Source organism: Candidatus Defluviibacterium haderslevense, from assembly GCA_016712225.1.
GTDB classification, from domain to species: domain Bacteria; phylum Bacteroidota; class Bacteroidia; order Chitinophagales; family Saprospiraceae; genus Vicinibacter; species Vicinibacter haderslevensis.
On record JADJRL010000003.1, the window covers coordinates 329,037 to 343,452 of the forward strand.

The following is a 14,416-nucleotide window of genomic DNA, read 5'->3' on the forward strand; positions in this document are numbered from 1 at the left end:
TAACAGTTTAATACTGCAACTATCGAACGAATCAACTCAACAATGGACTCAACCACTTATTCCCCGTAGCAATATCCCATTTTTTTCGTTCACAATAATCGTGTAATTGATCTGAAGTTATTTCACTAATACCAAAATACTTAGATTCAGGATGTGCGAAATACCATCCACTTACTGAAGCCGCAGGATACATCGCTTTGCTTTCTGTAAGTTGAATACCAATGTTTTCTTTGACATTTAATAATTGCCACAAGGTGTCTTTTTCTGTGTGATCCGGACATGCTGGATATCCAGGAGCAGGTCTGATACCCTTATATTTTTCTTGAATAAAATCATCATTGCTTAATCCAGCGTCCGAATCATATCCCCATACTTGTGTTCGAACCAAATGATGCATATATTCAGTCGCGGCTTCAGCCAATCGGTCAGCAATGGCCTTTACAAGTATGGCATTATAATCATCATGCGCTTGTTCATACTTGTTCACCAATTCATCAACTCCAAATCCAGCACTGACTGCAAAAGCACCAATATAATCTTGAATCCCTGATTCCTTGGGTGCAATAAAATCTGATAAACAAAAATTGGCTTGTCCTGATGCTTTTTTAATTTGTTGACGCAAATGATGCAATGGTATATTTTGAGGATTTGAATTAATTGGATCTTCATTCAAATATTGAGCATTAATATTTACTTCAACATCATCACCTACACTTTGGGCAGGAAATAATCCAATGACTGCTTTAGCTGTAATGAGTTTATCTTTTAATATTTGTTCCAATAATACGATCGCATCTTCATATAGTTTGGAGGCTTCTTTTCCGACCACTTCATCGGTTAGAATATCCGGATACCGGCCTGCCAATTCCCAACTCTGGAAAAATGGGGTCCAATCAATATAAGAAACGATGTCTTTTAAATCCAATGAATCATATGTAAGGATACCTAATCGATTTGGTTTTTTTATTATCGCTGCGGTCCAATCAGTACGCCATTTATTTTGTCTGGCATCTTGGATGCTTAGCAATTCTTTAGTTAATTGCCGGTTCTGTCTTTGAATTCTTACACGCTCATATTCTGCCCTTATGTCCGACATATATTGCTCTGTAACATTCGGCTCCTCTGATAATAAATTAGACACAACAGTTACGGCCCTGGAAGCATCCAAAACATGAACCACATGTCCATGATATTGGTTTTCAATTTTTATAGCTGTGTGTAATTTCGATGTAGTTGCTCCACCAATGATTAATGGCAACTTGAAACCTGTTCGTTCCATCTCAGATGCCACAAAAACCATTTCATCCAGTGAAGGTGTAATAAGTCCACTTAAACCTATGATATCCGCATTAATTTCTTTTGCTTTCTCAAGGATGCGATCACAAGATACCATGACGCCCATATCATGAATTTCATAACTGTTACATGCTAACACAACGCCAACAATATTTTTTCCAATATCATGAACATCTCCTTTGACCGTAGCTAATAAAACTTTCCCTTTAGCTTTTGTTGTACCATCTTTTTCTAAATCCATAAATGGTGTCAGATATGCGACCGCTTGTTTCATCACGCGTGCAGATTTTACAACCTGCGGTAAAAACATTTTACCAGCACCAAATAAATCTCCTACTTCATTCATACCATCCATTAATGGTCCCTCAATAACATGAATGGGTTTGCCCAACAATTGTCTGGCTTCTTCTGCATCTTGAATAATGAAATCCGAAATTCCTCTTACGAGAGAATATTTAATTCGCTCTTCTATATTTTTTTGACGCCATACCTCTTCCGTTTTTTCTGCGTTCTTATCTTTCTTCTGTATCGTCTCGGCAAAATTCGTTAATCGTTCTGTTGCATCAGGCCTTCTATTGAACAAAACATCTTCAACAAGTAGAAGCAGATCTTTTGGTATATCATCATAGACATCTATCATACCTGCATTAACGATACCCATATCCATTCCTGCTTGAATGGCATGATATAAAAAAGCAGAATGCATAACTTGACGTATGGTCTCATTACCTCTGTATGAAAAAGAAAGGTTACTTACACCACCACTTATTTTTACACCAGGGCATCGTCGTTTTATTTCTTTTGTAGCTTCAATAAAATAAATGGCATAATTATTATGTTCTTCAATACCTGTAGCCACTGCAAAAATATTGGGATCAAATATGATATCTTCAGGTTTAAATCCTATCCTATCTATTAATAAGTGATAGGCTCTTTCACATATACTTACTTTACGCTCTGTGGTATCAGCCTGACCCAATTCATCAAACGCCATAACCACAACAGCAGCTCCATATCTTTTTACTTTGACCGCTTGTTCTAAAAATTTGGCTTCACCTTCTTTCAAAGAAATTGAATTAACGATACATTTTCCCTGAAGACATTTTAGACCGGCCTCGATAACATTCCATTTCGAAGAGTCAATCATAACGGGTACCCGTACGATTTCAGGTTCGGATGCGATTAGATTGAGATACTCCACCATGGCTGCTTCACTATCTAAGAGACCTTCATCCATATTGACATCGATGATTTGTGCCCCTGCCTCTACTTGTTGCCGCGCCACCGCTAGAGCTTCTTCAAATTTATTATTGAGTATTAATTTAGAAAAAGCTTTGGAACCAGTCACATTGGTTCGTTCACCAACATTGACAAATAATAATTCTGGCCTAAAAACCAAAGGCTCCATACCGGATAATGTGGTATAATGATGTATATCTGTTGGAATCGGTCTTGGAGATATACCGATAACAGCCTGAGCCATATTCCGGATATGATCGGGAGTTGTTCCACAGCAACCACCAATAATATTGACAAAACCCTGAGCAGCAAAATCCCGAATATAATCCTTCATTTCATTGGGACTCTGGTCATATCCACCCAATTCATTGGGTAAACCTGCGTTTGGGTAGGCACTGATCCTACAGTGAGCTATTCTGGACAACTCCTGAAGATGTGGCCGCATTTCCTTAGCACCTAGAGCGCAATTCAATCCTATAGCAAATAATTCAATATGATTGACAGAAGTGTAGAAGGCTTCAACCGTTTGACCACTTAAGGTTCTTCCACTGGCATCTGTAATTGTTCCAGATATAATAACAGGCCATTTTTGTTGTTTAAGTTCAAACAATTCCTCGATCGCATAAATAGCTGCTTTTGCGTTCAGTGTGTCAAAAATGGTTTCCACTAAAAGTATATCTACTCCGCCGTCTACTAGTCCCAAAGCCTGATCGTAGTAGGCGCGTTTCAATTCATCAAAATAGATGGATCTAAAAGCTGGACGATTGACGTCAGGCGACATACTAGCCGTTCTATTGGTAGGACCTAAAGCACCCGCTACAAAACGATGTTGTCCGGGATGAAGCACCATAAAATCATCTACTGCCTTTCTAGCTATTTTGGCTGAAGCAACATTCAACTCATAAGCCAAATGAGAAAGATGATAATCAGCTTGTGCCACTGCAGTAGCACTAAATGTATTGGTTTCGATAATATCTGAGCCTGCCTCCAAATAGGCTTTATGGATATCATAAATGATATCAGGTCTACTTAGTGATAACAGCTCATTATTCCCCTTAACATCAAATGGGTGATCTTTAAGTTTTTCTCCCCTGAAATCTGTTTCGGTCAATGTATATTGTTGGATCATAGTGCCCATCGCACCATCCAATACAAGGATTCTCTGAGCGGCAATATCTTTAAGTATTTGTTTGGTATCCATTATTTAAAATCAGTGTACAAAGGTATAGTTATGATAGACAATTAACAAATAGATATTGTTGTAAAAATCGAATATTAAAACCAATTAAAATTAGATTCATTTGCCAAAATATTCTGACGATAATTCATTTGCAAGCGGATGAAAAAAGATGCTTCCAATGTTTCAATTTTTTAAATTACGAAAAGATAGCTGATGTAAAAGTATCATTTAAAATCTAATCGGATTGTTTAAGCAGCATAATTGTATAATGAGGCGTTATATAATCAACTGCAGTATAATTAAAGGATTCCTTTCTCCTTTGTTTTAACAACAAATAGTATTTTCTCATCATTAAATTCTTATTTATGAAAAGCATAATATATTTATTGTGGTTTATATTACCTATAATAGATGACATAAACATAAACCAAACCGGACAATTAACCGGAACTGTCAAAGATGAAAATGAAGAAGCAATAATTCATGCAAAAATTATTGCCTCAATAAATGGCAAATCTGTTGATTCGACATTAACAGATTTCAATGGCAATTTCAACTTAACATTAGCTCCTGGAGAATATAAAATTGATGTTATATATATTGGTTATAGTTCTTATTCAATAAATAAAATAATAATTGATTCCAATACTATACCTCCTTTAAATATAACATTAAAAATGGTCATGTTGTTGGATGCAATTGAAATAACTCAATTTAGAGTTCCTTTAATAGAAACGGATAAAACTACAAGTGATCAAACAATAAAAAATAGTTCAAAAAGTCATTTAAGAGCTAAGCTTGGTATTCATAATAAAAATACTAATAAAAAAATAAAATCTACTAATGAGGTAAGACCAACTTATGAATCATACGCAAAACAAACTGAAAATGACTTCAAAGATGTAGATCACCATCCTTTATCAACATTTTCGCTAGACGTAGATCGGGCATCTTATACAAATGTAAAAAGATTTATTGAAAATGGTCAACAACCTCCAGAAGATGCCGTAAGAATTGAAGAAATGGTGAATTATTTTGATTATCTTTATAAAGAACCAACAGATGACAAACCATTTGAAACGTATACAGAGATTGGTCCATGCCCTTGGAATAAAGATCATGAATTATTACTTATTGGAACAAAGACTAAATCTATTATAGCAAAAAACCTACCTCCAGCTAATTTAGTTTTTCTGATTGATGTATCTGGTTCGATGGGCACTCCTAATAAATTACCTTTAGTAAAAGAATCTCTAAATCTATTGGTTGACCAAATGCGCGAACAAGATTTAATTTCAATAGTCGTTTATGCTGGGAGTTCAGGTTTAGCATTACCACCCACTTCAGGAGAAGAAAAAACCAAAATCAAAAACACTATAAATCTATTAGAATCTGGTGGCTCAACTGCTGGTGGTGCCGGAATTGAACTTGCATACAAAACAGCTATTGAAAATTTTAAAACCAATGGAAATAATAGAGTAATCCTTGCTACAGATGGTGATTTTAATGTAGGAATTAGCAATGAAAATGATCTTGAAAGATTAATTGAAGATAAAAGAAAATCAGGCGTCTTTCTTACATGTTTGGGATTTGGGATGGGAAATTATAAAGATTCCAAATTAGAAATACTGGCCGATAAAGGCAATGGGCAATACGCTTATATAAATGATATAAAGGAAGCTAAAAAAATATTTATTCATGAATTTGGAGGAACCCTTTATACTGTGGCAAAAGATGTAAAAACACAAATAGAATTTAATCCAAAATATGTTGCATCATATAGATTAATTGGTTATGAAAACAGATTATTGAACGATGAGGATTTCAAAGATGACACGAAAGATGCAGGAGAAATAGGCGCTGGACATTGCGTAACCATCCTTTATGAAATTATCAATAGTAAAAATAAAATTCCCCAAGAAAGGAAGATTGATCCATTAAAATATCAGAGTTCAAATAAATCCACTTCATTTGACAATGAATATGCATTGATTAAATACAGATATAAAAAGCCGAATGAAAACAAGAGCATGGAATTAGTTAAACCCATAGTATATGATCAATCAAAAACCTCATCCATTACCGACAACATGTTATTATCCAGCTCAGTGGCGATGTTCGGAATGATATTAAACAATTCTAAACATTTAAAACATGGATCCATTAAAAGTGTTATCTCATTAGCTAATCAAATCAAGATGAATGATGAGTATAAATACATTGAAGAGTATAAAACATTATTGCAAGCCTATCACTCAATTGTAACGAGATAAAATAATAGTATAATCTATTTCAGGAATTTGAAATTCCTGAGATAGATTATTTAAGCATTTCTGAAATAAACACATCAAATATTTTCAAAATCTTCCTTCCCTGTATAATATTCTAGTCCTAACATCCAAATGACTGTAATGCCGAGAGTCATTTTCTGCACTATTGGTAAAAATTCCAAATAATGTTTGGTATAATAAATATAGTTACAGAAATATGAAACCAACAAACATATAATGGAAAGTAATTTAAAGTACTTCAAATCTGACTTGAAAATATAATATGTAATATAAAACATACTGATTAGTGCCAGGGAGCTTGACAAAACAATCATTGCATTATGATATGGAGTCACAATTAGAAATGCAGCAATCATGGCGCTTACGCCACAATATTTTATGATACTAGCCGCAGACTTCGAAACTAATTTCTTTGAAAATTGAACAAAAAAATACAATACGAAAAAATTACCTTCCTCCAATAAAGACTAGGAATCTAATGTACCGGCATCGACATTTGGATCAGTTAAAATTTTTTTATATCTAATAAGGTTTATTCTTTAAATCTGTTAATAACCTAAAATTTTATTTCATATTAATAATTGTCTTGAATCATTATTTTTTTTATTTCGTACTTGACTTTATCATAGATTTTTGCCATATAAATACCATCTTCAATATTTTTCAGATGAATTGATTTTTTGAAAGATTTATTAATTATGTCGCTATATATTTTATCGCCAAGACAATTAAATAGCTCAATTCTTCCCTCCTCAATCATATAATTAAAATTGATAATAAAATTACCGTTTGAAGGATTTGGTAAAATTAAAAATGGTATTTCTTGAGTTAATTCATTTATCCCAACAGAAGTACAAATCGTATTTATAATTCCACTACTTTTAGTTATAGATGCAGGAGATGTTAGTCTATTATTACGAGAAGTTAAAATCAGTGTTGGGTTAGTTGTCTGAACTCCAGCTATGGATCCAATTGTGTTTTGCAATTGTTCATTGCAACCACTACTTGCTAAATTGTCGGTTTTGATTAGTAAAATATCATAATCATCTCTATTCATAAATCCTCCAGTTCCACAAATAATAAAACCTCCATCTTTAGTATTTTCTATTGATTCAGGAAGATCATTAATTTCCCCTCCCATAGTTTTGGACCACAGCACTTTTCCATTTAAGTCCACTTTTATTATAAATAAATCAGGATTCTCAACTTTAAAACTTTGTGATGTCCCAAAAATAACAATGTTTCCGACTAAAGTTTGTTGAACCGAACTACTTACTTCATCACCAGCTTCTCCATAAGATTTTGACCAAATTACATTGCCTTGAAAATCGACTTTTATCAAATAAAAATCACTTTTACCCAATGCAAAACTATCGCCAAAGCCTGCAATCATATATCCTCCATCAGCAGATTGTAAAACATCTCTACCAAAATCATCACCTAGTCCTCCGTACGTTTTTGACCAAAGAATAGATCCGTTAGAATCTATTTTTAATAATAATATATCGACACCTCCAACTCCAAAACTATACGTATCTCCTATCAGTATGTATCCTCCATCATTTGTTTGGCGGATTGTAAAAGCAACTTCATTACCAATTCCACCTGTACTTTTTGACCAAAGAACATTTCCAATAGAATCAGTCTTGATCAAATAGATATCTCTACTTCCTAAAGAAAAACTTTCAGTGGATCCGGCAAATATGAATCCACCATCTGATGTTTGAAGTATTGAATATGCAATATCATTACCATTACCTCCAATTGTTTTTGACCAAAGAATTGTTCCATTTGCATCAGTCATAATTAGATAAACATCAGAATTACTTGGCGAACTAATATCGCTTGTGCCTACTAATATAAATCCACCGTCCTTAGTTTCTTGAACGGCACTACAATAATCAACTCCTTTTCCACCATATGTTTTAGTCCATAAAAGGTTTCCTTGAGCATCAGTTTTGTTTATATGAATATCTAATACTCCTTCACCAAAACTTTCTGTAGAACCAGCTACGATAAAACCTCCATCAATAGTCTGCAAAGCAAAACTGCCAAAATCGTCTTTTGTACCTCCAATAGTCTTATAAAATTTAACTTGAGAAAAGGAATTTGAGAAGAAGGAAAATATAAAAAGTAAAATAGCACAGTATTGATTCATTGGATTTAATTTTGCTGCATTTTTAAAATTTCTACTCAAAAATACAAAATAAAATAATATTCCTGTCATTTTGTATAAGAAATTTTATTGACTGTTCCAATTTTCCATTTTATAAATTGTTCAGCTTTTCAAGTTTGAATGTCAAAGCTTGAAAAAATTTAGAAAATATAGTTTTTTCAATTTTTTTCAAACTGAACTGGCTAATTTTGATTTATAAAGTGAAGGTTAAAATTATTTTATAGATTCTATTTTCTCATTTTACCAATTTTAATATTTTCAAAATCTTCCTTCCTTGTAAAATATTCAAGTCCTAACATCCAAACGACCGTAATGCCGAGAGCCATTTTCTGCACTATTGGTAAAAATTCCAAATAATGTTTGGTATAATAAATATAGTTACAGAAATATGAAATCAACAAACATATAATGGAAAGTAATTTAAAGTACTTCAAATCTGACTTGAAAATATAATATGTAATATAAAACATACTAATTAGTGCCAGCGTGCTTGACAAAACAATCATTGCATTATGATATGGGGTCACTATTAGAAATGAAGCTATCATGGCGCTAACTCCACAGTATTTAATGACGTTGGATGCATTCTTCGAAACTAGTTTATTTGAAAAGTGAACGAAAAAAAAGACGAAACTAACACAGAAAAAAAATGTCCCTGCAATAGCCCAATATCTGGATGCATTGACATCTCCATTTACGGCAAACTCATCAAATAAGTTGCAGATATAATTATGTTTCCAGTCAAAACCGTTGGCGAATTTATTATATTGTGATCCGCCAGGGTATTTTAATGAAGAAACTAATAAAAGCAAACTTGAAATAATGATTCCTATAATTACTGCATATTTTTTGATCATTCTATTACTTTGAATGTGCTAAAGTAATTCAAATAACTGATTTTTGAATAATTATTGAATATACTATTAACCCTTTGTTCAACAATATAAGGCGATCAATCTTGCGATCCTAATTATGTGAAATATCATAATTGCAATTGAATTTAATGAATGTGTTTCGAAATGAAGAGGAGATAAAATAAATAACTTTTTCAGTATGAACGTGTCTAACTCTTTTAAAAGAAAAACATTTCATATGTGCTTTTATTTAAGCCTTTGCAACATGATAATCACTGCCATATGCCTTTAACACTCGGAGTGCTCTTAAAGTATTCCAGCGACTGGGCTGACCAGCTTTTTCCATTTCAAAATGCGTTTGTCCCGGATGTTTAGAAGCAAGTTTCCATAATCCATCCTTAGTTTTCTTTTTGACTATTAGTTCAAGGGCATCATTCATTCTTGGATCATAGGGCACTTGAGCTGATTGAAAATAATCCAATGCTTTAAGCACATCATAATACCAACGACATGGATAATATAATTTCAAGAAATTGGGGTTGATGATTGCTCCGGTCTTGTCGGATCGAAAAAATTTGTGCATTAGAATAAATTCCTGAGAATCATTCCTAGCTTTAATTAGTTCTTTCAATCTGTATTGATATCCATTGCTCAAATATTCCTGAATGCCTTCCAGAACAGAAATCGTAGTATGCAACGAACTGTGTTTGGCGCCAGTTGAATTAGACCTGCAATTAAAACCTCCATCATGCATTTTTTCCGCAAGAAGAAAATCAATGATCGATTTTATTTCTAATTCCGGCACCTGAAAATAGCAAGCATAGTTTAATACCATGCCATTCACACAAATATCACATCTTTGTGTAAGACCAATTGGCAAAATGCCTCCATCAGGACCTTTTTCATTTTTAAAAATAAAATTTAATGTGCGCCGTATGTCTTTCTGGTGCGGTGAAATCTGAAGATTCTTTAAATCCAATAAAGTGTAATGCGTAGATATCCATTTGGGCTGATAAAAATCTTTCCCCCAATATCCATTTTGCTGACGATGAGAAAGGAATTTCAATCCCCATCCTTCACTTTCAATTTTATTTCTAAGCTTGGGTTTATTGAGATCTAATAAATCTCTGTAAGTTTGATATTGAATGGAAACATCACCTTCCAACAACCATGACATGATGTTCTCGTCTGTCATATTCTCTAATAGCTTAAACAGTTTTTTCTAACAATTTATCAGTACTCTTTAATTTTCATACTATCTATTACCGCTTTTAATTTATCTGGAATAGGTCTGCATGTGCAATGTTTCTCGTGTGTTATGTGCCACTTGATTCTTTGTTCCAGTGTCGGATTCTTTGGCATTTTATGTTTTAAATGCCATTCCTTATTTATTGGCATGAATATTTGATTTTACTTTGAGTAAATATCCCATAGCAATACTTATAGCTGGAATAGAAAAATAAGCTATGCCGATAGACATAAAATAATCCGTAAAAGTGGATTTCATTATGGGTATTAGAATTACAACATCAAGTATGATATTAATAGCAAACCAACTTAAACCCACAATAATACCATTCTTTATAAAATCGCCTTCTGTGATTTTAAAATACTTTATCAATAAATAGCAGCCACTAATGACACCAACTACCATAATTGTGGATTTAAACGTGGCATAAGGCACTACCAACTCTCCACCTGGTTTGTAAAAAAGAAAAGACACTGCAAATGGGATTAACCAAGATAAAAAGCCTAGCAAAAGATTCCTGGTCATTAATCTTTGAGTCATTATTTTAGTTTTACATCCAAAGTTAACATAGAACAATTTATTTTGCATTGATTTTTATCAATGTAAATGATGATAAATATCATTTTCTTAAGACTAAAGCAATTATTTATAAAATCAATAAACAAAAATTCTACTGATTTTTTTTTAGAATTGATTTTGGTTCTTTAATTTCCTAACACTAACTATAAATCTAATGTATTGAAATAATTTTTATACCATTCTATTTCATGATGATCTAATTTGGCTTGATCTACAGAATGCTTACGATCGATTTTTGAATACACTATTTCCAACGATGCAAAATCCCGCTGGCTAATGACCTTAAATCCATTCAACATCAATTGTGCAGCACATACACCTGCACCAATTAAATAGTAAGGATGTTCAATAAATCGATTTCCATTATAAATGACCTGACTGCCACATGCTGCACTTATATCCATCAAAATGGCAATTTCAATATTTTCCTTAATGGCTAGACTTAACATTCTTTCAGATGCCTGGATCATTCCCTCGGTCCAATCTTCACCATGTTCAGTCAGTACTTTTGCCTTGCCATTAAGGACATCCATTCCTGTTCCCCCATGGATGTCGCACATGGCTCTTGGTGTTCCAAACGAATATTCCTCCGGACAAAATTTAATTAATTTAATGTTATCATAATTCAAAAATTTTAAGGCACTGGGATATGTTCCATTGGCAGTGCCATCATATCCACAAGTCACTCCCGTCAAACAAGCACTCATTAATATTCTTAATGGATCAGTTGCAGTTGGAATTCGCAATGCGTTTAAATAATTTCTATCTGTCATTCATACTGGATTTAAATAGTCGCCATTTATTATCATTATATAATTAAAACAATAAGCTTAAAATTCCTGAAAAACATTATTGAAGATATAAAAAAGTATTTATTTCAAGCAATTCAATAAAATGCTTTCCATTATGATGTATTGACGTCAAAATTAATATTTTTTTGGATAAAAGCAACATTGTAAAAAATATGAAAAATACCGCTGAATGCATCAGAATTAATAAAGATGACTACAACTTACGATTCACAAGAATAGTAATTGCCAATTCTCCAAACAAACACATGTTTCAATTGTTACCAAATTAGTAAATGTAAATTGGTGAAGTACCGATTTTTTAAACGCCTTTGTCAATTACATTTGACTAAATCAGGTAGAGAAAATGTGTCATAGTATAATGACTCGGTTATCCTTTCTGATTCATAAGTAAATTTAAAAATCAATCTATAAATTTTTTAAAAATATGGAAGCTAATTCAAAATCGACACCCCAACCAAACATGACAAACGGCGAAGGCAAATGCCCGTTTTCAGGTGGAACACCAAAACAAAGCGCCGGAGCTGGCACTAGAAACCGAGATTGGTGGCCCAATTTATTGAAATTAAATGTTCTTAGACAACATTCTTCTCTATCTGATCCAATGGAGCAAGGATTTGATTATGCTGAACATTTCAAGACCCTTGATTTGGCAGCTCTAAAAAAAGATATTGTTGATTTAATGACCACATCTCAGGATTGGTGGCCAGCAGATTATGGACATTATGGTCCATTTTTCATTCGTATGGCTTGGCACAGCGCTGGAACATATCGTATTGCTGATGGTCGTGGAGGAGCCGGTTCGGGAAACCAAAGATTTGCCCCGCTAAACAGTTGGCCGGATAATGCAAACTTGGATAAAGCCCGATTACTTCTTTGGCCTGTCAAGAAAAAATATGGTAAAAAAATATCATGGGCTGATTTGATGATACTCGCCGGGAATTGCGCCCTTGAATCCATGGGCTTTCAAACTTTTGGTTTTGCCGGTGGGCGTGCTGATGTTTGGGAACCTGATGAAGAAATCTATTGGGGTTCTGAAAGTAAATGGTTGGATGACAAACGATATTCTGGTGATCGGGAATTAGAGAATCCACTCGCAGCAGTTCAGATGGGTCTTATATATGTAAACCCTGAAGGCCCAAATGGAAATCCTGATCCTATAGCCGCAGCTCGAGACATTCGTGAGACCTTTAGTCGAATGGCTATGGATGATGAAGAAACAGTGGCGCTAATCGCAGGAGGTCACACTTTTGGTAAAACACATGGTGCAGGTGATCCAGGCAAATATGTTGGTCCTGAACCAGCAGCCGCGGATATTGCAGAACAAGGCTTAGGTTGGAAAAATACTTTAGGTAGTGGAAATGGTATCAATACCATCACAAGTGGTCTTGAAGGAGCATGGACAACTACACCTACTAAATGGAGCAATAACTTTTTTTGGAATCTGTTCGGATATGAATGGGAATTATTCAAGAGTCCTGCAGGTGCTCAACAATGGAGACCAAAACATGGAATGGGTGCCGATTCAGTTCCCGATGCTCATGATCCAAATTTACGTCATGCACCGATCATGTTAACTACTGATTTAGCCTTGAGATTTGATCCTATTTATGAAAAAATTTCAAGACGTTTTCACGAAAACCCAGATCAGTTTGCAGATGCCTTTGCACGGGCTTGGTTTAAATTAACTCATCGTGACATGGGCCCTCGCGCCAGATATCTTGGTCCTGAAGTACCAAAAGAAGATCTTATCTGGCAAGATCCACTTCCAACCATCAACTACAAGCAAATAGATAGTCAGGATATCGAAAATTTGAAACATAAAATTTTAGCAACGGATTTAACCGTATCTGAATTGGTATCAACTGCCTGGGCTTCAGCATCTACATTTCGTGGATCAGACAAACGTGGTGGTGCGAATGGTGCTCGAATTCGTCTAGCACCTCAAAAAAATTGGGAAGTCAATCAACCGGATCAACTTTCAAAAGTTCTTAAAACACTCGAACTCATTCAAAAAGAATTCAATGCTGCTCAATCCAATGGCAAGCAAGTTTCTCTTGCAGATCTTATCGTGTTAGCTGGTGGCGTTGGTATTGAAAAGGCTGCTAAAAATGCAGGTCATCAAGTTTTAGTTCCATTTACTGCAGGACGAGCTGATGCTACACAAGAACAGACCGATGTAGAATCCTTTGCTGTATTGGAACCCTTAGCAGATGGCTTCCGCAATTATTTAAAATCTAAATACAGCTCAACTGCAGAAGAAATGCTCATCGACAAAGCTCAACTTTTAAACTTAACTGCACCACAAATGACAGTCCTTATTGGTGGCATGCGCGTGCTCAATACTAATTTCAATCGTTCAAAAATCGGTGTATTTACCAAGAATCCTGAGACGCTGACCAATGATTTCTTCGTGCACCTACTTGATTTAGGAACGACATGGAAAGCTAGCTCAGATGCTCAAGAAATCTTTGAAGGTCATGATCGAAAGACGGGAGACCATAAATGGACTGGAAGCCGAGTAGATCTCATTTTTGGATCTAACTCCGAACTTCGTGCTATAGCTGAAGTCTATGCTTGCGAAGATGCTCAAGAAAAATTCATCAAAGATTTTATTGCTGCATGGACTAAAGTGATGAACCTAGATCGTTATGATGTAGCTTAATATGGATTAGAGAACATTTCAAGAATAAAGAAGATGGTCTGGAGACAGGCCATCTTTTTTTTGTTCCAACCCGAATTT

9 protein-coding genes are annotated in these 14,416 nt (G+C 34.3%); 2 read left to right on the forward strand and 7 right to left on the reverse strand.

The genetic code is table 11. From position 1 onward, the window contains the following. Positions 1-31: 31 nt before the first annotated feature. A complete protein-coding gene (metH, locus tag IPK88_01660; protein ID MBK8242106.1) occupies positions 32-3,736 on the reverse strand; it encodes a methionine synthase in 3,705 nt (1,234 codons plus the stop codon). A 344-nt stretch (positions 3,737-4,080) separates the two neighbouring features. On the opposite strand from metH, the gene IPK88_01665 reads away from it, so the two are divergent. Beyond that, complete coding sequence (locus IPK88_01665) at positions 4,081-5,988, forward strand: von Willebrand factor type A domain-containing protein (GenBank protein ID MBK8242107.1); 1,908 nt, start codon at positions 4,081-4,083, stop codon at positions 5,986-5,988. A 592-nt stretch (positions 5,989-6,580) separates the two neighbouring features. On the opposite strand, the gene IPK88_01670 is transcribed toward IPK88_01665, so the two are convergent. The 6 genes from IPK88_01670 to IPK88_01695 form a co-directional block, all read right to left on the reverse strand. Next, positions 6,581-8,164: a T9SS type A sorting domain-containing protein gene (locus IPK88_01670; protein MBK8242108.1), complete on the reverse strand. Its 1,584-nt coding sequence runs from the start codon at positions 8,162-8,164 to the stop codon at positions 6,581-6,583. A gap of 245 nt (positions 8,165-8,409) precedes the next feature. Continuing rightward, positions 8,410-9,039 (reverse strand): hypothetical protein, encoded by a 630-nt coding sequence (locus IPK88_01675; protein ID MBK8242109.1) that lies wholly within the window; start codon positions 9,037-9,039, stop codon positions 8,410-8,412. Positions 9,040-9,286: 247 nt separating this feature from the next. Beyond that, positions 9,287-10,231 (reverse strand): hypothetical protein, encoded by a 945-nt coding sequence (locus IPK88_01680; GenBank protein ID MBK8242110.1) that lies wholly within the window; start codon positions 10,229-10,231, stop codon positions 9,287-9,289. Between the two features lie 38 nt (positions 10,232-10,269). Further along, positions 10,270-10,434: a hypothetical protein gene (locus IPK88_01685; GenBank protein ID MBK8242111.1), complete on the reverse strand. Its 165-nt coding sequence runs from the start codon at positions 10,432-10,434 to the stop codon at positions 10,270-10,272. Next, positions 10,421-10,810 (reverse strand): hypothetical protein, encoded by a 390-nt coding sequence (locus tag IPK88_01690; protein ID MBK8242112.1) that lies wholly within the window; start codon positions 10,808-10,810, stop codon positions 10,421-10,423. Before IPK88_01690 ends, IPK88_01685 begins: the two co-directional genes overlap by 14 nt. Before the next feature lie 197 nt (positions 10,811-11,007). Next, complete coding sequence (locus IPK88_01695) at positions 11,008-11,637, reverse strand: DUF523 domain-containing protein (protein ID MBK8242113.1); 630 nt, start codon at positions 11,635-11,637, stop codon at positions 11,008-11,010. Positions 11,638-12,136: 499 nt separating this feature from the next. Here IPK88_01695 and katG point away from each other — a divergent pair, with 499 nt between their 5' ends. Continuing rightward, complete coding sequence (gene katG, locus IPK88_01700; protein ID MBK8242114.1) at positions 12,137-14,338, forward strand: catalase/peroxidase HPI; 2,202 nt, start codon at positions 12,137-12,139, stop codon at positions 14,336-14,338. Positions 14,339-14,416 lie beyond the last annotated feature (78 nt).

Bases quoted from the DNA above. Each gene is read 5' to 3' on its own strand.
- metH (MBK8242106.1), bottom strand. From the start codon at position 3,736: ATGGATACCAAACAAATACTTAAAGATATTGCCGCTCAGAGAATCCTT.
- IPK88_01665 (MBK8242107.1), top strand. From the start codon at position 4,081: ATGAAAAGCATAATATATTTATTGTGGTTTATATTACCTATAATAGAT.
- IPK88_01670 (MBK8242108.1), bottom strand. From the start codon at position 8,164: ATGAATCAATACTGTGCTATTTTACTTTTTATATTTTCCTTCTTCTCA.
- IPK88_01675 (MBK8242109.1), bottom strand. From the start codon at position 9,039: ATGATCAAAAAATATGCAGTAATTATAGGAATCATTATTTCAAGTTTG.
- IPK88_01680 (MBK8242110.1), bottom strand. From the start codon at position 10,231: ATGACAGACGAGAACATCATGTCATGGTTGTTGGAAGGTGATGTTTCC.
- IPK88_01685 (MBK8242111.1), bottom strand. From the start codon at position 10,434: ATGCCAATAAATAAGGAATGGCATTTAAAACATAAAATGCCAAAGAAT.
- IPK88_01690 (MBK8242112.1), bottom strand. From the start codon at position 10,810: ATGACCAGGAATCTTTTGCTAGGCTTTTTATCTTGGTTAATCCCATTT.
- IPK88_01695 (MBK8242113.1), bottom strand. From the start codon at position 11,637: ATGACAGATAGAAATTATTTAAACGCATTGCGAATTCCAACTGCAACT.
- katG (MBK8242114.1), top strand. From the start codon at position 12,137: ATGACAAACGGCGAAGGCAAATGCCCGTTTTCAGGTGGAACACCAAAA.